This is a genomic window from Amycolatopsis sp. NPDC049691, assembly GCF_040675005.1.
Lineage (GTDB): Bacteria > Actinomycetota > Actinomycetes > Mycobacteriales > Pseudonocardiaceae > Amycolatopsis.
This window is the reverse complement of sequence record NZ_JBFANX010000006.1, coordinates 152,456-173,464: the sequence shown is the minus strand read 5'-3', so window position 1 is coordinate 173,464 and position 21,009 is coordinate 152,456. Positions and strand designations below refer to the sequence as shown.

Annotated in this window: 23 protein-coding genes; 9 read left to right on the top strand and 14 right to left on the bottom strand. The window is 71.2% G+C overall.

The window, feature by feature from the left end; all coding sequences use genetic code 11:
• Positions 1-74: 74 nt before the first annotated feature.
• Positions 75-896, top strand: a complete 822-nt coding sequence (locus AB0J40_RS15945; RefSeq protein ID WP_364452990.1) for an aldo/keto reductase — start codon at positions 75-77, stop codon at positions 894-896.
• Positions 897-1,435: 539 nt separating this feature from the next.
• On the opposite strand, the gene AB0J40_RS15940 is transcribed toward AB0J40_RS15945, so the two are convergent.
• Both AB0J40_RS15940 and AB0J40_RS15935 read right to left on the bottom strand, forming a co-directional pair.
• Positions 1,436-1,933, bottom strand: coding sequence for a DUF3830 family protein (locus AB0J40_RS15940; protein ID WP_364452987.1), 498 nt, complete (start codon positions 1,931-1,933; stop codon positions 1,436-1,438).
• 2 nt (positions 1,934-1,935) lie between these two features.
• Entirely contained in the window at positions 1,936-3,192 is a 1,257-nt protein-coding gene (locus AB0J40_RS15935) for an aminotransferase class III-fold pyridoxal phosphate-dependent enzyme (RefSeq protein WP_364452985.1), read from the bottom strand.
• Positions 3,193-3,284: 92 nt separating this feature from the next.
• Between AB0J40_RS15935 and AB0J40_RS15930 the strand changes: the two genes are divergently transcribed.
• The 3 genes from AB0J40_RS15930 to AB0J40_RS15920 are packed head-to-tail and all read left to right on the top strand — an operon-like array spanning position 3,285 to position 6,328.
• Entirely contained in the window at positions 3,285-4,748 is a 1,464-nt protein-coding gene (locus AB0J40_RS15930; protein WP_364452982.1) for an NAD-dependent succinate-semialdehyde dehydrogenase, read from the top strand.
• Entirely contained in the window at positions 4,745-5,803 is a 1,059-nt protein-coding gene (locus AB0J40_RS15925) for a tartrate dehydrogenase (protein ID WP_364452980.1), read from the top strand. The genes AB0J40_RS15930 and AB0J40_RS15925 overlap by 4 nt, the downstream gene beginning before the upstream one ends.
• 60 nt (positions 5,804-5,863) lie before the next feature.
• On the top strand, positions 5,864-6,328 hold the full coding sequence (locus AB0J40_RS15920; protein WP_364452977.1) for a DUF4262 domain-containing protein: 465 nt from the start codon (positions 5,864-5,866) through the stop codon (positions 6,326-6,328).
• 259 nt (positions 6,329-6,587) lie between these two features.
• Here AB0J40_RS15920 and AB0J40_RS15915 read toward each other — a convergent pair whose 3' ends face one another.
• From AB0J40_RS15915 to AB0J40_RS15905, 3 genes are read right to left on the bottom strand one after another with little or no spacing between them, the layout of a single operon-like run.
• Positions 6,588-7,307, bottom strand: a complete 720-nt coding sequence (locus AB0J40_RS15915) for a GntR family transcriptional regulator (protein WP_364452975.1) — start codon at positions 7,305-7,307, stop codon at positions 6,588-6,590.
• 1 nt (position 7,308) lies between these two features.
• A complete protein-coding gene (locus AB0J40_RS15910) occupies positions 7,309-8,055 on the bottom strand; it encodes a maleate cis-trans isomerase (protein ID WP_364452972.1) in 747 nt (248 codons plus the stop codon).
• Positions 8,056-8,114: 59 nt separating this feature from the next.
• Positions 8,115-8,855 (bottom strand): Asp/Glu/hydantoin racemase, encoded by a 741-nt coding sequence (locus AB0J40_RS15905; RefSeq protein ID WP_364452969.1) that lies wholly within the window; start codon positions 8,853-8,855, stop codon positions 8,115-8,117.
• 104 nt (positions 8,856-8,959) lie between these two features.
• On the opposite strand from AB0J40_RS15905, the gene AB0J40_RS15900 reads away from it, so the two are divergent.
• Both AB0J40_RS15900 and AB0J40_RS15895 read left to right on the top strand, forming a co-directional pair.
• A complete protein-coding gene (locus tag AB0J40_RS15900; protein ID WP_364452966.1) occupies positions 8,960-9,958 on the top strand; it encodes a D-2-hydroxyacid dehydrogenase in 999 nt (332 codons plus the stop codon).
• Positions 9,955-11,337: an amidase gene (locus AB0J40_RS15895; RefSeq protein ID WP_364452964.1), complete on the top strand. Its 1,383-nt coding sequence runs from the start codon at positions 9,955-9,957 to the stop codon at positions 11,335-11,337. Before AB0J40_RS15900 ends, AB0J40_RS15895 begins: the two co-directional genes overlap by 4 nt.
• Positions 11,338-11,403: 66 nt before the next feature.
• Here AB0J40_RS15895 and AB0J40_RS15890 read toward each other — a convergent pair whose 3' ends face one another.
• Positions 11,404-12,081, bottom strand: a complete 678-nt coding sequence (locus AB0J40_RS15890; RefSeq protein ID WP_364452961.1) for a helix-turn-helix transcriptional regulator — start codon at positions 12,079-12,081, stop codon at positions 11,404-11,406.
• Between the two features lie 56 nt (positions 12,082-12,137).
• On the opposite strand from AB0J40_RS15890, the gene AB0J40_RS15885 reads away from it, so the two are divergent.
• On the top strand, positions 12,138-12,590 hold the full coding sequence (locus tag AB0J40_RS15885; protein WP_364452959.1) for a MaoC family dehydratase: 453 nt from the start codon (positions 12,138-12,140) through the stop codon (positions 12,588-12,590).
• On the opposite strand, the gene AB0J40_RS15880 is transcribed toward AB0J40_RS15885, so the two are convergent.
• Both AB0J40_RS15880 and AB0J40_RS15875 read right to left on the bottom strand, forming a co-directional pair.
• Positions 12,568-13,800, bottom strand: a complete 1,233-nt coding sequence (locus AB0J40_RS15880; protein WP_364452956.1) for an MFS transporter — start codon at positions 13,798-13,800, stop codon at positions 12,568-12,570. The two genes, AB0J40_RS15885 and AB0J40_RS15880, sit on opposite strands and share 23 nt — an antisense overlap.
• Entirely contained in the window at positions 13,797-14,306 is a 510-nt protein-coding gene (locus AB0J40_RS15875) for a helix-turn-helix domain-containing protein (protein ID WP_364452953.1), read from the bottom strand. The genes AB0J40_RS15880 and AB0J40_RS15875 overlap by 4 nt, the downstream gene beginning before the upstream one ends.
• A 102-nt stretch (positions 14,307-14,408) precedes the next feature.
• On the opposite strand from AB0J40_RS15875, the gene AB0J40_RS15870 reads away from it, so the two are divergent.
• A complete protein-coding gene (locus tag AB0J40_RS15870) occupies positions 14,409-15,353 on the top strand; it encodes an aldo/keto reductase (RefSeq protein WP_364452951.1) in 945 nt (314 codons plus the stop codon).
• Here AB0J40_RS15870 and pqqB read toward each other — a convergent pair.
• From pqqB to AB0J40_RS15840, 6 genes are all read right to left on the bottom strand, one after another.
• A complete protein-coding gene (gene pqqB, locus AB0J40_RS15865; protein WP_364452949.1) occupies positions 15,350-16,168 on the bottom strand; it encodes a pyrroloquinoline quinone biosynthesis protein PqqB in 819 nt (272 codons plus the stop codon). The genes AB0J40_RS15870 and pqqB overlap by 4 nt on opposite strands.
• The gene (gene pqqE, locus AB0J40_RS15860) at positions 16,165-17,229 is read right to left on the bottom strand and encodes a pyrroloquinoline quinone biosynthesis protein PqqE (RefSeq protein ID WP_364452946.1); all 1,065 of its coding nucleotides are present in this window, start codon (positions 17,227-17,229) and stop codon (positions 16,165-16,167) included. Before pqqE ends, pqqB begins: the two co-directional genes overlap by 4 nt.
• Positions 17,220-17,486: a pyrroloquinoline quinone biosynthesis peptide chaperone PqqD gene (gene pqqD / locus AB0J40_RS15855; RefSeq protein WP_364452944.1), complete on the bottom strand. Its 267-nt coding sequence runs from the start codon at positions 17,484-17,486 to the stop codon at positions 17,220-17,222. The genes pqqE and pqqD overlap by 10 nt, the downstream gene beginning before the upstream one ends.
• Positions 17,483-18,172, bottom strand: coding sequence for a pyrroloquinoline-quinone synthase PqqC (gene pqqC, locus AB0J40_RS15850; RefSeq protein ID WP_364452941.1), 690 nt, complete (start codon positions 18,170-18,172; stop codon positions 17,483-17,485). Before pqqC ends, pqqD begins: the two co-directional genes overlap by 4 nt.
• A gap of 3 nt (positions 18,173-18,175) precedes the next feature.
• Positions 18,176-18,271: a pyrroloquinoline quinone precursor peptide PqqA gene (gene pqqA / locus AB0J40_RS15845; RefSeq protein ID WP_086670354.1), complete on the bottom strand. Its 96-nt coding sequence runs from the start codon at positions 18,269-18,271 to the stop codon at positions 18,176-18,178.
• 114 nt (positions 18,272-18,385) lie between these two features.
• Positions 18,386-19,750, bottom strand: coding sequence for a wax ester/triacylglycerol synthase family O-acyltransferase (locus AB0J40_RS15840; protein WP_364452938.1), 1,365 nt, complete (start codon positions 19,748-19,750; stop codon positions 18,386-18,388).
• A gap of 80 nt (positions 19,751-19,830) precedes the next feature.
• Between AB0J40_RS15840 and AB0J40_RS15835 the strand changes: the two genes are divergently transcribed.
• Positions 19,831-21,009: an FAD-binding oxidoreductase gene (locus tag AB0J40_RS15835; RefSeq protein ID WP_364452935.1), complete on the top strand. Its 1,179-nt coding sequence runs from the start codon at positions 19,831-19,833 to the stop codon at positions 21,007-21,009.

The following is a 21,009-nucleotide window of genomic DNA, read 5'->3' as shown; positions in this document are numbered from 1 at the left end:
CCCGGTTACCGATCAGGATTTAGCTCAGGCTAAATCTCTGGTGGGTGACCCCACGGCGGGTGAGGCTTCGCGGTATGACATCGACGTACACCTTCGAAGACGGCGTTTCCGTGCGACGGCTGGGTTTCGGCGCCATGCGGCTCACCGAGTGGGACCACGTCCGGGAGGGCGCCGCCGCGGTGGCCCGCCGCGCGGCCGAGCTCGGCGTGACGTTCTTCGACACCGCCGACGCCTACGACCTGGGCCTGAACGAGGAACTGCTGGCCGACGCGCTGCACCCGTACGAGGGGCTGTTCATCGCGACGAAATGCGGCCACGCGCGCCCGAGCCGGGGCGAGTGGGTGCCGCTCGGCCGGCCCGAATACCTGCGGCAGCAGGCGGAACTCTCGCTGCGGCGCCTGCGCGTCGAACGCCTCGACCTGCTGCAGCTGCACCGGATCGACCCGCAGGTCCCGCTCGCCGACCAGGTCGGCGCGCTCGCGCGGCTGCGGGACGAAGGCAAGGTCGCGCGGATCGGGTTGTCGGAAGTCGGCGTCGCGCAGCTGGCCGAAGCGCGGGCGATCGCGCCGATCGCGAGCGTCCAGAACCGGTACAACCTGACCGATCGCGCGTCCGAAGACGTCCTCGGCTATTGCGAGCGCGAAGGAATCGCGTTCGTGCCGTGGCTGCCGATCGCGCGCGGTGACCACGCGGCGGCGGGTGGGGTGCTCGGAAAGGTCGCGGCCGGCCTCGGTGCGACCCCCGCTCAGGTGTCCCTCGCCTGGTTGCTGCGGCGCTCGCCGGTCGTGGTTCCCATTCCCGGCACGTCGTCGCTCGCGCACCTCGAAGAAAACTGCGGAGCGGCCGGCGTGACGCTTTCCGACGACGATTTCGAGCGGTTGTCCGAGCTGGCGTGAAAACGGCCCGGCCGCGGTTTCCCGCGGCCGGGCGTCGAGGTCCGGCGGGCTCAGACGAGCCAGCCGAGAACGTGCGCCAGGTGCGCCAGCGCGCCGGTGATGATGTCGTGGCAGTAGTGGGCGTGCTGGGCGAACGTCTGCATGGAATGGCTCCTTGATGGTTCGAAAATGGTTTCCCTGGAGATGCTCTCGCGAGAGCGGAGTCAGGTTTTCACCGTGCTGGCGAACTGTCAAAGAGCCATTTCCGGATGACGGTGGCGCCGCGGAATCTTCCCATGCTAAACACGTAATCCCTTCGTGTTTGAGGCCGGGGTGCCCTCTTCGGCGGTCAGCCACTCTGGGTAGTAGGCGAGTCGATCATCACTGTCGGTAATTCCGAACTTGATCCGGCATCCCGGGTACGCGGGTAGCTCGATCCGGTGATCACCGGCCACGAAAGGTGATTCCCCGATTCTCACCCTTTCGGGTGGCCGCAGGCAGCGAAAAGGGGACGCCGGGTGCAGTGACCGCACCCGGCGTCCCCTTGGCAGGAAAGGGAATCAGGCCCGCGCGAACGAGAGCGTCTCGCCCTCGACACCCCGCAGCCAGAGGTCCTGCGCGGCCGCCGCCATCTCGGCCAGGCCCTCCTCGATCGTGGCGAACACGTTGCCGGGCACCCAGCCCGCGTCGCCGTTGATCAGCAGGTTGTTGCGCCCGTAGAAGATGGCGAGGTCGGTCGCGCCCTGGTCGCTGTGGGCCTCGCTCTCCTCGTCGTAGCCGTACGCGGGGTTGCCGATCTCCCACGCCTCGAACCCGAAGTACACGACGTCGCCGGGGATCGGCGTGATCGTCGGGTTCTCGCGGCCGGGCTTCGGCTCCGCGAAGGGCGGCACGAGCGTGTAGACCTCGTTGCGCGCGTACTTCGCGTGGTAGGCCGAGCCGCTCTGCGGCAGCGCGTCCCACACCGCCTTGCACGTCCGCGGAGCTTCGTCGTCGAGCAGCCGCGCGCGGCAGGAGACCCCGCGCTTGTCCAGGGTGATCGTGATGTAGCGGGCCATGCTCAGCTCCCCGTGACCGAAGCGACGACGTCTCCCCAGATGCGCAGCGCGTCGTCGACCTGCTCGGCGGTGACGACCAGCGGCGGCACCATCCGCACGACGTTCATGTACGGCCCGCAGGTGAGCAGCAGCAGGCCGTTCTTGGCCGCCGTCTGCTGCGCGGCCGCGGCCGTCGCGGCGTCAGGCTCGCCGTCGGCGGTGGTGAACTCCGAACCGACGAGCAGCCCGAGCCCGCGCACCTCGCCGATCGCCGGCGTCTTGTCCGCGATCACCCGCGCGCCTTCGAGCAGCTGGCGCCCGCGCTCGGCGGCGTTCTCGACCAGGTTCTCCTGCTGGATCACCTCGAGCGTCGCGATCGCCGCCGCGCACGAGACGGCGTTGCCGCCGTATGTGCCGCCCTGCGAGCCCGGGTACGCCTTCGCCATCAGCTCCTGCGAAGCGGCGATGCCGGACAGCGGGAGGCCGCTCGCCAGTCCCTTCGCGATGAGCACGATGTCGGGGGAGACGCCGAAGTGGTCGTGGCCCCAGAACTTGCCGGTGCGGCCGAAGCCGGTCTGGATCTCGTCGACGACGAGCAGGATGCCGTGCCGGTCCGCGCGTTCGCGCAGGCCCGCCATGAACTCGGTGTTCGCCGGGACGTATCCGCCTTCGCCGAGCACCGGCTCGACGAAGATCGCGGCGGTCTCGTTCGGCGCGCTGACGGTCTGGAACAGGAAGTCCAGCTCGCGCAGCGCGAACTTCGTCGCGGTCTGCTCGTCCCACCCGTAGTGGTAGGCATAGGGGAACGGCGCGACGTGCACGCCCGCCATCAGCGGGCCGATGCCGGCGCTGAACCGCGTCCCCGACGTCGTCATCGACGCCGCCGCGACGGTCCGGCCGTGGAAGCCGCCCTGCATGACGATGACGTTCGGGCGCTTCGTCGCCTGCCGCGAAAGCCGCAACGCCGCTTCGACGGCTTCGCTGCCCGAGTTCGCGTAGAAGAGCGAGTCGAGCCCGCTCGGCAGGACGTCGCCGAGCCGCTTCGTCAGCTCCAGCAGCGGCTTGTGCATCACCGTCGTGTACTGCCCGTGGACGAGCTTGCCGATCTGCTCCTGCGCCGCGCGCACGACGTGCGGGTGGCAGTGCCCGGTGCTCGTGACGCCGATGCCGGCGGTGAAGTCGAGGTGGCGTTTGCCGTCGACGTCGTAGAGGTAAACCCCTTCACCGTGGTCGACCACGACGGGCGTTGCCTGCTTGAGCAGCGGAGATAGCTGGGCCATGGCAGCGTGCTCCTAGGTCGGTTGAGCGGGTTGTCGATTGTTGACAATATCCATAGCATGGCCCTCGGGACAACACGTGAGGAGCAGTCGGGATGAGCGCGAGCACCGAGTCCGGCGTCGTCGACGCGGTCGGCAAGGAACTGTTCATCGGCGGCAAGTGGGTCGCCGCCCAGGACGGGAAGACGTTCCCGGTGGTCGACCCGGCCACGGGCAAGGAGCTGTGCCAGGTCGCCGACGCGTCGCCGGCGGACGGCGTCGCCGCGCTGGACGCCGCCGTCGCCGCGCAGGCGGACTTCGCGAAGATGGCGCCCCGCGAACGCGGCGAGATCCTGCGCCGGGCCTTCGAGCTGCTGATGAAGCGCCAGGAAGAGCTGGCCCTGCTGATGACGCTCGAAATGGGCAAGCCGCTCGCCGAGTCGAAGGGCGAGATCGCCTACGCCGCCGAGTTCTTCCGCTGGTTCGCCGAGGAGGCCGTCCGCATCGACGGCGGCTACGCGACCGCCCCGAACGGCGTGGGCCGGTTCCTCATCACCAAGCAACCGGTCGGCCCGACGTTGCTGATCACGCCGTGGAACTTCCCCATGGCGATGGGCACCCGCAAGATCGGCCCGGCGATCGCCGCGGGCTGCACGTCGGTGATCAAGCCCGCTGCGCAGACGCCGCTGTCGATGCTCGCGCTGGCCGGCATCCTCGCCGAGGCCGGGCTGCCCGAAGGCGTGCTCAACGTGATCACGACCAGCGACTCCGGCGGCGTGATGGAACCGCTGATCCGCGACGGCCGCGCCCGCAAGCTGTCGTTCACCGGCTCCACGGGCGTCGGCCGCAAGCTGCTCGAACAGTGCGCGGACAAGATCCTGCGGACGTCGATGGAGCTGGGTGGCAACGCGCCGTTCCTGGTCTTCGACGACGCCGACATGGACGCGGCGATCGACGGCGCGATGCAGGCCAAGATGCGCAACATCGGCGAGGCGTGCACCGCGGCGAACCGGTTCTACGTGCAGCGCGGCGTCATCGACGAGTTCGCGCGGCGGCTCACCGAGCGCATGCAAGCGCTGCCGATGGGCCGCGGCACGGAGAAGGACGTCGTCGTCGGCCCGCTGATCGACGACAAGGCCGTCGACAAGGTGACGGAGCTGGTCAAGGACGCCACCGACCGCGGCGCGAAGGTGCTCACCGGCGGCTCCGGCGTCGACGGTCCGGGGCACTTCTACCAGGCCACCGTGCTCACCGACGTCCCGCAGGAGGCTCGGCTGACGCACGAGGAGATCTTCGGGCCGGTCGCCCCGATCACGCCGTTCGACACCGAGGAAGAAGCGGTCGCGAAGGCCAACGACACGGAGTTCGGCTTGGTGTCCTACGTCTTCACCAGCGACCTCAAGCGCGCGTTGCGGGTTTCCGAAGCCTTGGAGGCCGGCATGATCGGGCTCAACCAGGGCATCGTGTCGAACCCGGCGGCGCCGTTCGGCGGGATCAAGGCGTCCGGCCTCGGCCGCGAAGGCGGGTCGGTCGGCATCGACGAGTTCCTCGAGACCAAGTACATCGCGGTGGCCCTGTGACGGCCTATCGCATCGCGAGCATCCCCGGCGACGGCATCGGCGTGGACGTCACGGTCGAGGCCCGCAAGGTCCTCGACCGGGCTGCCGCGCTCTTCGATTTCTCGCTGGAGTGGACGGAGTTCGACTGGAGCTGCGAAAGGTACGCGACGGCCGGCGCGATGATGCCGGACGACGGCGTCGCGCAGCTCTCGGCGTTCGACGGGATCCTGCTCGGCGCGGTCGGCTTCCCCGGCGTCCCGGACCACGTTTCCCTGTGGGGCCTGCTGATCCCGCTGCGGCGCGCGTTCCAGCAGTACGTCAACCTGCGCCCGGTGCGGCTGCTGCCGGGCACGACGTCCGTGCTGGCCGGGCGGAAGGCCGAGGAGCTGGAACTGGTCATCGTCCGTGAGAACTCCGAAGGCGAGTATTCCGCGATCGGTGGGCGGCACAACGCCGGCCGGCCGGACGAGTTCGTGCTGCAGGAGTCGGTTTTCACGCGCGTCGGCGTCGAACGGATCATCCGGTACGCCTTCGAACTGGCGCGGACGCGGACTTCGCGCGTCTGCTCCGCGACGAAGTCCAACGGGCTCATCCACTCCATGCCCTTCTGGGACGAGATCTTCGCCGAGGTCGCGGCCGAATACCCGGACGTCCACAGTGAACAGATGCACGTGGATGCCTTGGCGGCGCGGATGGTCCAGGCGCCGGACCGGCTCGACGTCGTCGTGGCGTCGAACCTCTTCGGCGACATCCTGAGCGACCTCGCGGCCGCGATCACCGGCGGGCTCGGCATGGCACCGTCCGGCAACATCAACCCATCGGGTGAACATCCGTCGATGTTCGAGGCGGTCCACGGGAGCGCTCCGGACATCGCGGGGCAGGGGATCGCGAACCCCGTGGCGCAGGTGCTGGCGGCCGCGATGCTGGTCGAGCACCTGGGGGAAACCGTTGCGGCGCAAGCGATCCGTACCGCGGTGGACCGGGTGCTCGACGAGGGCCGGGTGCGCACCCCCGACCTCGGCGGCACGGATACCACAGAACGCCTCGGCACGGCAGTGGCCGAAATGCTGGGCTGAGTTTTTGTCGGTGCCCTCCGGCACGGTGGTCGCGAACCCACCGAGGGGGAGGAGCCACCGATGTGCAATGCCTGCCAGAACCCGGACAGACCCGGTTACCTGCAACGGCTTCGCGACGGCGTCGCGGAGCGCGGCTGGATGGTGCAAGGAATCGAGAGCGACGGGTCGTACCCGCCATGGGCCTACACGATCGGCCTGAGCGGGTACGACCTGCCCGAGCTGGTCGTGACGGGCCTGCCGGTCGAGGCGGCCGCCAGGCTGCTCAACGACTCCGCTGCGCGGATTCTGGACAGCTCGCCACCCGCCGCGGGCGAACGCGTTTCGCTGCCGGGTGGCACGCTGATCGAGGTGGTCGCCCTGGCGGAGCCGTCGGTGCACCTGGTGTTCGCGGCCGACCTGTACGGCCCGGAAATCCGCGCGCTGCAACTGGTCTACACGGACGCCTGCGGCCGTTGGCCGTGGGCACCGGACTACCGCGACGGCCTTGGCGGCCAGCCGGTCCTGGGGGTGCGCCATGGCGCTTAGCTGCGGGTGCTCGCCGCCGTCCAACTGCTTCCCGCCGCCGCCCGGGCGGGCCGTCCACGTGCGCCTGCCGCCCGACTACTGGGACCGGGAACGAGAGCCTGAGCCTGAGCTGCCGCCCGATCCGGAGCCCGAACCCGAACCCGAGCCTGAGCCCGAGCCGACCGTCCAGGCGCCCGTGCCGCCCCGGCGGCGGCGGTGGCACGCGCCCGTTTACCGAGCACGTGCGTGGGCCGTCGAGTCGGGGCTGCCGGCGCTTCGCTCACGCGTTGCCCGGCACCGGCGGGGCGTGCCCGTCCCGGAGGCTCGTCCCCGGCGCGAGCCGCTGGACGGCGTCTTCCATGTGTGCCTCGAGAAGGCTCAGCGCCGTTTCCTCGTCCCCGTCGCGAAGCGCCTGGATGAGCTTTGTGTGTTCCTCCACGCGTTCCTCGACCCGTTGGTAGGTGCTCTGCAGCGCGGTGAGGCACATCCGGGTCTCGATGAGGAGCGTCCGGGCCATCCGGACGAGCCGCTTGCTGCCGGAAGCGTTGATGAGGGCCTCGTGGAACCTGAGGTCCGCGGTGGAAAGCGCCGTCGGGTCGTCTTCGCTGGCGGCCGTCGCCATTTCCGCGACGGTGTGCTCGAGGACGTCGGCGATCCGGTCGCGTTCCCCGCCGCGCAGCGCGCGGAGCATGGCGGCGCGTTCGATCGCCGAGCGAGCCGCGTAAATGTCGTACACGTCGCCGGGCTCGAGATCGATCACGAACAGCCCGCGGTGCCGCTCACTGCGGAGGAGGCCCTCCGAAACCAGGTGTTGCATCGCTTCCCGCAGCGGCCCCCGTGACACCTGGAACCGGGACGCCAGCTCGGTCTCGCCGAGCTGGGTCCCGGGCGGGAGGGCGCCGGTCATGATCGCGTCGCGCAGCTGACGCGCGATGACCGCGGCCGTCGACTCGCGGCTGACCGGCTCGATCTCGGGCAGCCTGCCCGGTGGCAGGGCCATGTCAGGCACTCCCGTCCGGCAGGTGCCGGAAGAGCGCGCCCAGCGAGCGGACGAGCCGGTGCTGCCCGGTCAGACGCAGGCCCTCCCACACCGTGACCTGGTTGGCGGTCAGCACGGGCTTCTTCAGCGCGGCTTCGATGGCGTTGATCTCGCCGAGGGTGCGCATGGCGGTGTCCGGCACCAGGACGGCGTCGGCGTCCGGGTGGTCGTGGCGCACGGCGAGGTCGACGACGGCCTCCGACGTCATGGCGCCGACTTCGGCGGCGGTGATGATGTCGGCGCTGGCCATCGCGACGACCTCGATGCCGCCGGCCTTGAGGAAGTCCACGAACAGCCGGGCGATGTCGTCCGGGTAGCTGGCCGCGACGGCGACCCGCTTGACGTCCAGGGCGCGCGCGGCGTGCACGAACGCGAAGGAGGTGCTGGAGGCCGGGACCCCGGCGACGGCGGCGAGGCGGTCGGCCTGGTCGCGCGCGCCGTCCCAGCCGTAGACGAAGCTGCCGCTGGTGCAGGCCCAGACGACCGCGCCCGGCTCGTGCTTCTTGAGCAGGGCGGCACCGTCGGCGAGCCTGCTTTCGCTGCCGAGGTCGAGCAGCTCGGCGACCGCGTGCTTGTCGGTGCCGTAGATGTGCTCGACCGCGAGCCGGATGTCGCCCTCGTCGGCGGCCGCGCCGCCGAGCAGCTGCTCGGCCAGCGGGTAGTCGTCTTCGGCCGCGTGGTCGGGGTAGATGAAACCGATGGTGGTCACAGATCCTCCGGAGGGACGCAAATTGTCGACAATCCTAGAGGGCTGGTCAAGGAATACCTTCACGACACGTCACGAAGCCACTTCCCGGGTCCGACGATGGGCAGGTTCATCCGGCGCAGGCACGCCCACATGGTCAGCTGGTTGGCCGTCAGCACCGGCTTGCCGAGTGCGGCTTCGAGCGGCTCGATCAGGTCGTACGTGGGCAGGTTGGTGCAGCTGACGAAGATCGCTTCGGCGTCGCCGTGGTCGGCGGCGAGGATGCGCTCGGCGATGGTGCGGTAGCTGACCTTCCAGATGCCGCCGCCCAGCCCGAGGTGGTCGCTGGCGACGGTCTCGACGTTCAGCTCGGCGAGGAAGTCGTGCAGCGCGCGGGTCAGGTCGGCGTCGTAGGGCGTCAGCACCGAGACGCGGCGGAGGTCGAGCTGGTGCAGCACCTCGGCCAGCGCGCCCGAGGTCGTGACGGCGTCTGGTGCGCCGGCGTCGCAGATCGCCTTGGTCAGCGAGCGCTCGTAGTCGACGCCGTTGACGAAGCTGCCCGACGTGCAGAGGTACGCGACGACCTCGGGCTCGACGTGCAGCACGTCGCGGGTCGCGCTGGCCAGGTGGTGGCTGTCGCTGACGAGGCGCGCCATCTCCATGCTGACCGGCACGGGCTCGTACGGCGTGCGCGCGAGATGAAGGGACACCTCCATCGGCACCCAGCGCCAGAGCTCACGCTCCAGCGCGAGGTCGAAGGGCGCGATCACCCCGATGCCGCGTTGCGCCAGCGGGCCGTCGAACGCCAGGAAGTCGAAATCCAAGGCTCAGCCTCCGGAATACGTCTGCACTTGATGACACGTCCGGTGCTCCGGGGGTCGTTCCTCGGATTGTTGACAATCATACGAGCCGCTTTTACCGTGTCAACGTGATCGCCTCGGAAAACCAGGAAGCTCCGGTCCTGGCGGTGCTCTGTGGCGAGCGCCGCCCACCGGACATGCGTGCTGTCGAATCCGGGGCGGTCGTGCGTTACACGGACGCGGCAGGCTTGGCCGACGCGTTGTCCGGAGCCGACGCGCTCTTCGTCTACGACTTCCTCTCCACGGCCGTCCCGGGTGCGTGGCACGCGGCCGATCGCCTGCGCTGGCTGCATATCGCGAGCGCGGGCGTCGACCCGGTGCTGTTCCCCGGGTTGGTGGAGAGCGACGTCGTCCTGACCAACTCGCGGGGTGTGTTCGACGACGCCATCGCGGAGTACGTGCTGGGCGTCGTGCTGGCCTTCGCGAAGGACTTCGCGCGGTCGCACGACCTGCAGCGCGAGGGTCGCTGGCTGCACCGCGAGAGCGAGCGGATCGCCGGGCGCGAGGTGGTGGTCGTCGGCACCGGGCCGATCGGCCGGGCCATCGCGCGGCTGCTGCGCGCGGCCGGCATGCGGGTGCGCGGCGCCGGGCGCCGCGAGCGCACGGGCGACCCGGACTTCGGCGTCGTGCACGAGTCCTCGCGGCTCGCGGAGTTCCTGCCGCACGCTGACTACGTCGTCGCCGTCGCGCCGCTGACCGAGCACACCAAGGGCATGTTCGACGCGCGCGCGTTCGCCGCGATGAAGCCGTCCGCGCGGTTCGTGAACGTGGGCCGCGGCGAGCTGGTCGTCACGTCCGACCTGGTCGCGGCGCTCGAAAGCAAGGCCATCGCCGGCGCCGCGCTCGACGTGTTCGACACCGAGCCGCTGCCGCCGGACAGCCCGCTGTGGACCATGCCGGACGTGCTGGTCTCGCCGCACATGTCCGGGGACTTCGTCGGCTGGCGGAACACGCTCGTCGAGGTGTTCACCGAGAACTTCCGCCGCTGGCAGGCTGGGGAGCCGCTGCGCAATGTCGTCGACAAGACGCTCGGCTACGTACCGTCGGGGAACCAGGGAGCCGGATGAACGACAGGATGCTGACCGCCAGCGAGCTCGTCGCCGCCTACGCGACCGGTGAGCTCTCACCGGTCGAGGCGACGCAGAACGCACTGCAGGCCATCGAAGCCCGCGACGGCGACTGCAACGCGTACTGCCTCGTCGACGCCGACCGCGCGCTGGAGCAGGCCAAGGCGTCGGAGGTCCGCTGGCGGGACGGCAACCCGATCGGCTGGCTCGACGGCGTGCCGTCCTCGATCAAGGACATGTTCCTGACGCAGGGGTGGCCGACCGTCCGGGGCTCGAAGAGCATCAGCCCGGACCAGCCGTGGGACGTCGACAGCCCCGTCGCCGCGCGGATGCGCGAGGCCGGCCTGGTGGTGCTGGGCAAGACGACCACGCCCGAGATCGCGTGGAAGGGCGTCACCGACAGTCCGTTGTGCGGCATCACGCGCAACCCCGCCGACCCGTCGAAGACGGCCGGCGGGTCGAGCGGCGGCAGCGCCGCGGCCGTCGCGGCGGGGATGGGCGAGCTGTCCGTCGGCACCGACGGCGGAGGTTCGGTGCGGATCCCGGCGTCGTTCTGCGGGATCGTCGGGATGAAGCCGACGCACGGCCGCATCCCGCTCTACCCGGCGAGCCCGTTCGGCCCGCTCTCGCACGCCGGCCCGATGGCGCGGTCGGTGGACGACACCGCGCTGCTGCTGGACGTCCTGTCGCTGCCCGACCACCGCGACCCGGCCGCGCTGGCGCCGCCGGTGGCGTCGTTCCGCGAGGCGGTCCGGCGGGACGTGCGCGGCCTGATCGCGGCGTACTCGCCGACGCTCGGATACGTCGACGTCGACCCGGAGGTGGCCGAGATCGTCGCGGCGGCGGTGCGCGCGCTGGGCGACGCGGGCCTGCACATCGAGGAGACCGACCCGGGCTTCGCCGACCCGAAGCCGGCCTTCGACATCCTGTGGTCGTCGGGCGCGGCGAAGCTGCTCGACACGTTCCCGCCGGGTTCCGAGGAACGGACGGACCCGGGCCTGCGCAGGGTCTGGGAGCTCGGCCGGAAGTGGAGCGCGAGCGACTACCTCGACGCGACCGCCGAGCGCGCCGCGCTGGGCATCCTCATGGGCGAGTTCCACACGCGCTACGACGTGCTGATCACGCCGACCGTCCCGATCCCCGCGTTCGAGGCGGGGTACGACGTGCCGCCGGGCAGCGGGCTGAGCGAGTGGCCGGAGTGGACGCCGTTCACGTACCCGTTCAACATGACGCAGCAGCCGGCGATCAGCGTCCCGGCCGGCCGCACGTCGGCGGGCTTGCCGGTGGGGCTGCAGATCATCGGGCCGCGGCATTCGGACGACCTCGTGCTCGCGGTGGCGAAGCTGCTGGAGGAAGTACGGCCCTGGGCGCCGGCCTGATCGCGCGTGAGGGGGAAGCCGGTGGCGAGAGAGAAGCCCGCGTGGGTCGCTGAACCCGGGCGTGCGTCAGCCGATGTCGTACTCGGCGAGTCCTCGGCGTCCGGCTTCCGTCAAGCGCAGCGCGCGTCCGCCCGGACGGCGGCGTAGCCACCCTTCGTCGAGCAACGCCGTCAGCAACGCGGTCCCCAAGGCGCCCGCGAGGTGCACGGTCCCGTGCGACCAGTCGAGACACGCGCGCACCGGCGGTCCGATGCCGCGCAGCTCCGTGATCCCGAGCGCCGTCAGCAGCGGGTGGTCGACGGTGCACACCGGGCCGGTCTCGCCGGGGGCGAGTTCGCCGACCACGCCGTCCTTGCGCAGCAGCGCCGCCAGCTCGATCCCGAGCCGGCCGGCCAGGTGCCCGTAGCACGCCCGGGCCCGCAGCAACGGTCCCGACGGCGGCTCGGGCTGGAGCCGGGACGGCAGCCGGGGCGGGGCGAGCGCCGCCAGCGCTTCCACGAGCTCGGCCACCTCCGGTCCCGCGAGGCGGTGCAACCGACGGCGGCCCGCGTCGGTCGCGACGACCAGGCCCGCGTCGCACAGGCGGCGCAAGTGCGTGCTAGCCGTGGAGGGTGCGACTCCGGCGACCGTGGCCAGCGCGCCGGCGGAATGCGCGTCGCCGTCCATCAGTCGCAGGAGCATCGCCGCCCGGGCCGGTTCGCCGATCGCCTGGGCGACCGCGGTGATGTCGGGCTCGGCGGCCATGCCGGCAGCCTAACCGTTCGCTCCGGATCGAAGGTTTTCTGTGGCACCCTGCGCCCATGACCAGCGACCGCTACTTCGAGGACTACGTCCCCGGCGTCACCCACGACTGCGGCAGCGTCGCGGTGACCGAGGCCGAAGTCCTCGACTTCGCCCGCCGCTACGACCCGCAGAGCTTCCACGTCGACGCCGCCGCCGCGGCGGCGGGACCCTTCGGCGGGCTGATCGCCAGCGGCTGGCACACCGCGAGCCTGATGATGCGGCTCTTCGCCGACCACTACCTGTCCGCCGCGTCCAGCTTGGGCAGCCCGGGCGTCGACGAGCTGCGCTGGCCGCGGCCGGTGCGCCCCGGGTCGGTGCTGCGGTTGCGGGCGACCGTCACCGAGGCCCGGCTCTCGCGGTCGAAGCCGGACCGGGGGCTGGTGCGCACGCGCGTCGAGCTTCTCGACGACGGCGACGACGTCGTCTTCAGCGCGAGCCTGCTGAACCTCATCCTGGTGCGCCCGGGCTGACCGGTGCGCGGCGGACGAGCCCGCGGATCTGCGGGTTGACCAGGACGACCGCCGTCGCGGCGACGACCAGGGCCGCCGCGCCGAGCAGCGTCGCCGACCGGCCCGCGTGCTCGGCCAGCGGGCCCGCGGCGATCTGCCCGAGCGGCATCGCGATGAACGAGCCCAGCATGTCGTAGGAGTAGACGCGGGCGAGCTTCTCCGGCGGCACGTTCTCCTGCAGCGAGACGTCCCACGCGACCGCGAACTGTTCGATCGCGACGCCCGACAGGAACATCGCGAACAGCAGCGGCAGCAGGTACGGCGTCTGGCCGAGGGCGAGCATCGGCAGGGCGTCGACCATCACCAGCGCGACGCCGACGAGCAGCATCCGCCGGGGCTGCCAGTGTGCGGCGACGACGCCGCCGAGCAGCGAGCCGGCGGTCTGGACCGCCAGCGCGAGGCCCCAGCCGGTGCGGCCGAACGTGTCGTCGGCGACCAGCGGGCCGATCACCAGCAGCGCGCCCGCGGTGACCGCGTTGACGATCATGAACTGCAGCACCACCAGCCACACCCAGGACCGGGCGCGGAACTCCCGCCAGCCCTCCGCGAGTTCGGAAAGCGGGCGGCTGCCGGGGATCCGCTCGCCGCGCGGCAGGTGGATGCGGCGGTAGGAGACGGCGGCCGCGAGGAACAGCACGGCGTTCCCGGCGAGCGCCCACCCGGAGCCGGCGAAGGCGACGAGGACCCCGGCGAGGCCGGCGCCGGCGATGCGGCCGGCGTTGGAGAGCAGCCGGACCAGCGCGTTCGCCTGGGCGAGCAGCGGCGCGGGCACGGTCAACGGCGTGAGCGACGCGGCGGCGGGCAGCGAGATGGCCGAGACGGCGCCGTTGACCAGGCTGAGCCCGATCAGCAGCGGGATCGAGGCGAATCCACAAAGGACACTGACGGCGATGGTGGCCTGTGTGAGCGCGGCCGCGGTCTCGGTGCCCTGCAGGATGACCGACCGCGGCAACCGGTCGGCGAGCATCCCGCCGAAGAGCACGAGCAGCACGTTGGCGATCGACCGCGCCCCGACGACGATCCCGAGGTCGACGGCCGACCCGGTCAGGTCGACGACGGCGAAGGCCAGCGCGAAGGGAGCGACGGCGTTGGCGAAGTCGGCGAACGTCCGCCCGGTGACGAGCGCGCGGAACCGGGGTTCGCGAAGCGGGGCGAGCAGCGACGTTCTCACCGGACGTCCGCCAGTTCGAACAGCGCCAGGCTCGCGCTGACCCGGACCGTTCCGGGGGTACGCGGTGGCTGCGCCGCCGCGTGGAGTTCGTGGCCCAGCTCCGAAGCCCTCTCCAGCACCCGCGCCCACACCTCCGGGTCCACCCACAGCTCCGCGTCCGTCAACGACGCTCGCCGGCCCGGAGCCCTCGACTCGGCGCGCCGCATCAGCTCGCTCGCGATCGCCTTGGTCAGCAGCTGCTCCTCGGCCGGGGAACGCGTGGTCAGCCGGCGGCCCGAGTCCGGGTCGTGGCGGTAGCGCTTCGCGCGGCCGCCGCGGATCGTCACCTCCTCCGCCACCTCCAGCAGGCCCGCTTCGTGCAGGCGGCGCACGTGGTAGCTGATGTTCGCCTGCGTGTCGTCCAGCTCGCGCGCCGCTTCGGCCGCGCTCAGGGCCGTTCCCGTCAGCAGCGACAGGATCCGCATCCGAAGCGGGTGCGCCAGGACGCGCAGGTTGTCGTGGGGCATGACCTCAGTCTGGCACGACCGTCAAAGAGTTATTTGGGGGTCTCGTTGGCCGGGAAGATCGCCCCAGTCGTCCGACGTCTGTGCTGTGCTGGAGGCATGCGTATGACGATCTTGGGCCGCAGCGGCCTGGAAGTGTCGAAGATCGCCTTCGGCACCTGGCAGCTCGGCGGCGACTGGGGCACGTTCGACGAGGACACCGCGATCGCGGCCATCCACCACGCCCGCGACCTCGGCGTGAACTTCTTCGACACCGCGCAGGCCTACGGCCGCGGCCGGTCGGAGGTGCTGCTGGGGCGTGCCCTCCGCAAGGCGGAAGACGTCGTCATCGCGACCAAGGGCGGCATCAACCCGCGCGCCGAACGGCCGCGCGACTCCCGCCGCGCCTGGCTCACCCAGGGGCTCGACCAGAGCCTGCGCAACCTGGCCGTCGACCACATCGACCTCTACCAGGTGCACTGGCCCGACCCGGACACACCGGCGGCGGAGGTCGCCGGCCTGCTGCGGGAGTTCGTCGACGCCGGGAAGGTCCGGCACGTCGGCGTCTCCAACTACACCGCGCGGCAGCTCGAAGACCTCGGCGTCGCCGAGACGCTCCAGCCGCCGTACCACCTGTTCCGCCGTGGCCTCGAGACCGACCCGCTGCCCTATGCCCGCGCGAACAACATCGGTGTCTTCGTGTACAGCCCGCTCGGCAGCGGCCTGCTCACCGGCGCGCTCACCCCGGACACGACGTTCGAACCCACCGACTGGCGGTCGAAGTCCAGCGCGTTCCAGGGCGACAACCTGCGCCGCAACCTCAAGATCGTCGACGACCTCAAGGCGTTCGCCGCGCACCGGGGTCTCGAAGTCGCTCAGCTCGCCATCGCCTGGACGCTCGCCCGGCCCGGGGTGCACGCCGCCATCGTCGGCGCGCGGAGGCCGAAGCACATCGAGGCGAGCATCGCCGCCGCCGACGTCGAGCTGACGTCGGATGACTTGGCCGAGATCGACCGGATCACCGCCGACGCCGTCGAGGTCGCCGGCGCCGCACCGGAGGGCATTGCCTAGAGCTCGTACGTGGTGCCGTCCGGTGGCAGCCGGGCGCCGGCGGCCAGGACGGCGGCGTGCTCGGGCGACGCCGGGTCCAGCACCGGGTTCGTGTTGTTGAGGTGCGTGAACGCCCAGCGCCGTCCGGCGATCCGGGGCAGGCTCGCGGTGATCGGCAGGTGCCCCATCGCGAGCTGGTCCGGTCCGCCGACGCCCGCCATCTCGTCCGGCGCGTAGAAGGTTCCGTCCAGCAGGACCAGCGAAGCGCCGTCCACGAAGGCGTCGAACCCGGGAGGCCAGCTCTTCAGGCACGGCGCGTAGACCAGGACACCGCCGGTCGCGAGGTCCGAGATCCGGTACGCGACGACCCACGGACCGTCCCCGGCGGCCGCGTACTTCGGCTTCTTGTCGCTCACCGGCAGCACGTCGACGCGCAGCCCGGGGAGGTCAGTGAGAGACGTCCAGCCGCCGTAGCCGTCGACGATCGCGCGAAACGGGGACAGTGCGCGCAGCACGGCGTCCGGTGCCGACACCGGGAGGCCGCCGGACTCGCGCAGCATCAGCAGCCCCAGCGTGTGGTCGAGTTCGGCGTCGGTGAGCAGCACCCCGCGCAGCGGGATCTCCCGCGGCCCGGGCCCGGCCCGCAACGCCGGCGTCCCGAGGATCTGGGCGCGGATGTCCGGCGAGCAGTTGAGCAGGTACCAGCCGTCGCCGTCCGCGCTGATCGCGACACAGTCCTGCGAGCGCGGCGGCAGCCCGGCCGTGCACAGCCGGCACGCGCAATTCCACTGCGGACACCCGCCGCCTGCCGCGGTGCCGAGCAGGATCACCTTCACCGGCGCATGACCAGGTCGGCGGCCGGAGGGCGGGACAACGCGAGGTCGACCAGCGAACGCCGAGGAGACCGCGAGCACACCGGGTCGGTCGCCGCCGCGTCGCCGGTGAGCAGGAACGCCTGGCAGCGGCAGCCGCCGAAGTCAAGCCCGCGGCGATCGCACGTGCGGCACGGTTCGGACATCCAGTCCTCGCCGCGGTAGGCGTTGAACGACTCGGACCGGTACCAGATCTCGGCCAGCGGCGTCTCCCGCACGGAGGAGAGCCGCAGCGTCGAAATCGCCGACGCCGCCGGGCACGGCAGCACCGTCCCGTCCGGCGCGATGGTCAGCTGCCGCGCGCCCCACCCGTACATGCACGGCTTCGGGTACGGCTCGTAGTAGTCGGCGACGACGTAGACGATCTCCATCGTGCCCCGCAAGCGCGAAACCGCCGCCCGCACCACCGGTTCCGCCGCGGCGAGCTGCTCGGGCGTCGGCATCAGCGCCGCGCGGTTGCGCAGCGCCCAGCCGTAGTACTGGGTGTTCGCCAGCTCGAGGCGGTCCGCGCCCATCCGCTCGGCCAGTTCGATGATCCCGGCGAGCTGGTCGTGGTTGCGGCGGTGCAGCACGACGTTCAGCGACAGCGGCAGCCCGGACGACTTCACCAGGGCGGCCGCGGCGAGCTTGTGGTCGAACGCTCGCGCGCCGGCCAGCAGGTCGGACCGCTCCCGCGTCGCGCCCTGTGCTGACAGCTGGACGTGCGCCAGCCCCCGCGAGACGAGGTCGTCGAGCCGGGCCGCGGTGAGCCCGAGCCCGGAGGTGACGAGGTTGACGTAGCACCCGAGCGAGCTCGCGTGCGCCACCAGCTCGGGCAGGTCCGGCCGGGCCAGCGGCTCGCCGCCGGACAGGTGCACCTGCAGCACGCCCAGTTCCCGCGCTTGCGAGAGCACCGAAATCCAGTCCGCCGTGGACAGTTCGGCGGCGCGCGAAACCAGCTCCACCGGGTTCGAGCAATAAGGACAGTGCAGCGGGCAGCGGTGGGTCAGCTCGGCCAGCAGCCCGAGCGGCGGTTTCACGTCCACGCGACGACCCGCCGTTCGCCCAGCCGGGCCAGCACGTCGAGGACGTCCTGCTCCCGCACCCCGCTGAAGCGGCTTTCCAACGCCGAGGCGATGTCGGTGACGGTCCGGACGCCGTCGCAGAGTTCGAGCACCGCCGCCGCGGTCGTGTTCGGGACCAGGACGCCCTCCGGGAACAGCAGCACGTGCGTCTCCCGCACGTGGTCGAAGGACAATCGGACACCGCGCCGGAGCTGCGGGACCGAGCCCACGGTGATCACCGCGCCGCCCGTTCGACCGCGTCCAGCATGGACCACAGGACGTCGCACTTGAACGACAGCGCGGCGATCGCCCGGTCCTGCTGCTCGCGCGTGACGCAGTGGCGGACCACGATGTCGAGCGTGTCCTTGCCTTCGCCGGAGACCTTGTCGATGCGGTTGGTGAAGTACGCGAGGTCCTCGCGCGCGATCCAGGGGTAGTTCGCGAGCATGTCCGCGACGCGCTGCTGCATCAGGTGCCCGGCGAACATCTCGGTGAGCCCGGACGCGACGGCCTCCCACCACGGCTTCGTCCGCGCGAACGTCACGTAGGCGTCGACGGCGAACCGGACCCCGGGAGCGACGTGCCGCTCGTCGAGCACCTCGTCCCGGTCCAGGCCGACCGCCTCGCACAACCGCAGCCACCGCTCGATCCCGCCGGTGCCGGCGTGCGGGCCGTCGTGGTAGACAATCCGGTCGAGCCACTGGCGCCGGATCTCCGGCAGCGGGCAGTTGCTGATGATCGCGGCGTCCTTCTGCGGCAGCCGGCACTGGTAGTACCAGCGGTTGGCCGCCCAGATCCGCAGCCCGTGCGCGTCGAGCTCGCCCGCGTGCAGCCGGTGGTGGAACGGATGCGTGCCCCAGTAACGGGTGGAAAGACCGCGCAGGGCCGCGATGAATGCGCTTTCCGCGAGCGGCTCGACGGGCACCGGTCAGTCCGCCATGCGGGCCGCGTAGGCGGTGACCTCCATGGGGGTTTCGTACTCGACGAAGTCGGGAGTCGTCCACACCTCAACGGATTCGGTCATTTCCTGCTCCTCTCCGGGACTGATCGCCGCCACCCTAGGAGCGGGCGGACGCGACTGACCAGCCAGTTCGGAAAGATTCCTTCCGATGGGGGAGCGAGCGTGTCGGTGAGCGGGTTACTTTACCGCGGCTTCGAGTTCCACCAAGGCCGTGTCGAGGTGTGTCAGGATCCGCTGCAGGTGCGGCACGCTCCGGCGGCAGCCCGTGACGCCGAAGTCGAGGTGGTCGCCGTTGCTGGTCAGCGTGATGTTCACGGCCTGGCCGTCGAGCAACACCGACGCCGGGTAGATGCCGTCGAGCTGCGCGCCGTTCCAGTACATCTGCTTGCGCGGCCCCGGCACGTTCGAGATCACCAGGTTGAACGGCGGCCGCGTGTTGTTGACGACGCCCGGGATCGGCGAGACGCCGAGCTGCGCGACGTTAACGGCCGATAACAGCAGCGTCTGCAACGGCGTCAGCTCCGAGAACAGCCGCTTGCCGTTGCGCATCGACTGGTGGATCGTGACGAGCCGCTTGCCCGCGTCCGGCAGGTCGGTGGCCAGGTTGCACAGCAGCGCCCCGATGTTGTTGCCCGCCGCTTCGCCCGGGTCGTTCTGCCGGCGCAGCGACACCGGCACCATCGCGATCAGCGGCGCGTCCGGCAGCGCGCGCTGCTCGATGAGGTAGTCCCGCAGCGCGCCCGAGCACATCGCGAGCACGACGTCGTTGCGCGACACCCCGGCCGCGGTCGCCACCTGCCGGACGCGGTCGAGCGACCACGACTGCGCCGCGAACCGCCGCGCGCCGCCGATCGGGACGTTGAGCATCGTGCGCGGTGCCTGTCCGGGCAGCGTTAACGTGTGTTCACCGAACGCTTCGCGCGCGACCTTCATCGCGGCCGGCGCCAGGCTCGCGAGCTGGTTGGCGGTCTTGCTCGCGGTCTGCAGGAACGACCGGGGCCGCTTGACGCGGCCTTCGCCCGCCTTGCGCCGGCTGCCCCACCACGGCGGGCAGTCCAGGTCCGCGGGGTCGTCCGAGAGCGTGCCCTGCAGCTGGCGCAGCGCCGAGACGCCGTCCATCAGCGCGTGGTGGACCTTGGTGTAGACGGCGAACCGGCCGTCCGCGAGCCCCTCGACGAGGTGCGTCTCCCAGAGCGGCCGGTGCCGGTCGAGCAGGGTGCTGTGCCAGCGGGACGTGAGCTCCAGCAGTTCGCGGATGCGGCCCGGCTGCGGCAGCGCCGAGTGCCGGAAGTGGTAGTCGAGCTCGAGGTCGGTCTCCGCGCGCCAGGCCACGTGCCCCATGGTGTTCACGGGGCGGGCCGGGCGGCGCCGGAAGACCGAGCGCATGTTGTCCGATTCGAGCAGGTTCTGGCGGATGTCCCGCAGGTACTCCGGCCCGGCGCCGTCCGGTTTCTTGAACAGCTGCAGGCCGCCCACGTGCATCGGATGCTCGCGCGTTTCGACGAGGAGGAACATCGAGTCGGTCACGGGCATCATCGCCATGGGACATCACCTTCCGCACTCGGCACGCCGACTCTACGCGCTCGGCGGCCGCCGGTGGATCACGTTCTACATTGGCGAGTATGACCGTCACCGGCGCCGGGGAAACGTCGTTGCCACCGATGGCCGAGTGCGTCGTGATCGGAGGCGGGGTGATCGGCGTGAGCTGCGCGTTCCACCTGGCGGAGGCCGGTGTCGACGTCCTCCTCCTGGACCGCGGCGGCCTGGGCGAGGGCTCGACGGCGAAGGCCGCGGGCGGCATCCGGTCGTCGTTCACCAGCCGCGTGAACGTCGAGCTGGGCCTGCGCGGGCTCGCCGCGTACAGCGTTTTCTCCGAGCGGTTCGGCGTGCAGATCGACTTTCGCCGCGACGGCTACCTGTACCTGCTCACCGACCAGGCGGACGTCGCCGCGATCGGACAGTGCGCGGAGCTGCAACGCGAGTACGGCGTCCGCAGCCACCTGCTCGATCCCGCGGAAGCGCGCGAGGTGCTGCCGATGCTCGAGACGGACGGGATCGTCGTCGCGCTGTGGTCGCCAGAGGATGCGAAGGCGACGCCGGACGCGGTCGTCCGCGGGTACGCGCGTGCGGCGCGGGCGTCCGGAGCGACGTTGCGCACCGGCGTCGAGGTCACCGGGATCGAGCGCGACGGCGACACGTTAACCGGCGTTAACACCTCGGCCGGGTTCGTCCGGACCGGCGCGGTCGTGTGCGCGGCGGGCGCGTGGTCCGGACGCGTCGGGGAGCTGGCCGGACTGGACCTCCCGGTGCGGCCGTTCCGGCGGCAGGTCGTGTTCACCGGCCCGGTGCCCGGGCTGCCGGAGCGCGTCCCCCTGGCCATCGAGCTGCCGTCGGCGTTCTACTTCCACCGCGAAGGCGCGGGCTTGGCGATGTCGTTCAGCGAGGACGACGGCTTCCCGGGGTTCGACACCCACTACGAAGCGGGCGAATGGCTGCCGCGGCTGGCCGAGCTCGCGGGCCGCCGCATCCCCGGCGTGCTCGACGCCGGCGTCCGGACGGCCTGGGCCGGCCTGTACGAAATGACGCCCGACCGCAACCAGATCATCGGGGAAAGCGTCCTGCTGTCGCGGTTCTTCTACGCGACCGGCTTCTCGGGGCACGGCTTCCAAATGGGGCCGGCCACCGGCGAGCTGATCCGGGACCTCTACCTGGGCAGACCGACGGCGGTGGACATCACCGGGCTGGACGTCCGGCGCTTCGGCCGCGCCGATACCGCACCGGTGGAGCGGCACATCGTCTAG

Bases quoted from the DNA above. Each gene is read 5' to 3' on its own strand.
- AB0J40_RS15945 (WP_364452990.1), top strand. From the start codon at position 75: ATGACATCGACGTACACCTTCGAAGACGGCGTTTCCGTGCGACGGCTG.
- AB0J40_RS15940 (WP_364452987.1), bottom strand. From the start codon at position 1,933: ATGGCCCGCTACATCACGATCACCCTGGACAAGCGCGGGGTCTCCTGC.
- AB0J40_RS15935 (WP_364452985.1), bottom strand. From the start codon at position 3,192: ATGGCCCAGCTATCTCCGCTGCTCAAGCAGGCAACGCCCGTCGTGGTC.
- AB0J40_RS15930 (WP_364452982.1), top strand. From the start codon at position 3,285: ATGAGCGCGAGCACCGAGTCCGGCGTCGTCGACGCGGTCGGCAAGGAA.
- AB0J40_RS15920 (WP_364452977.1), top strand. From the start codon at position 5,864: ATGTGCAATGCCTGCCAGAACCCGGACAGACCCGGTTACCTGCAACGG.
- AB0J40_RS15915 (WP_364452975.1), bottom strand. From the start codon at position 7,307: ATGGCCCTGCCACCGGGCAGGCTGCCCGAGATCGAGCCGGTCAGCCGC.
- AB0J40_RS15895 (WP_364452964.1), top strand. From the start codon at position 9,955: ATGAACGACAGGATGCTGACCGCCAGCGAGCTCGTCGCCGCCTACGCG.
- AB0J40_RS15890 (WP_364452961.1), bottom strand. From the start codon at position 12,081: ATGGCCGCCGAGCCCGACATCACCGCGGTCGCCCAGGCGATCGGCGAA.
- AB0J40_RS15885 (WP_364452959.1), top strand. From the start codon at position 12,138: ATGACCAGCGACCGCTACTTCGAGGACTACGTCCCCGGCGTCACCCAC.
- AB0J40_RS15875 (WP_364452953.1), bottom strand. From the start codon at position 14,306: ATGCCCCACGACAACCTGCGCGTCCTGGCGCACCCGCTTCGGATGCGG.
- AB0J40_RS15870 (WP_364452951.1), top strand. From the start codon at position 14,409: ATGACGATCTTGGGCCGCAGCGGCCTGGAAGTGTCGAAGATCGCCTTC.
- pqqA (WP_086670354.1), bottom strand. From the start codon at position 18,271: ATGACCGAATCCGTTGAGGTGTGGACGACTCCCGACTTCGTCGAGTAC.
- AB0J40_RS15840 (WP_364452938.1), bottom strand. From the start codon at position 19,750: ATGGCGATGATGCCCGTGACCGACTCGATGTTCCTCCTCGTCGAAACG.
- AB0J40_RS15835 (WP_364452935.1), top strand. From the start codon at position 19,831: ATGACCGTCACCGGCGCCGGGGAAACGTCGTTGCCACCGATGGCCGAG.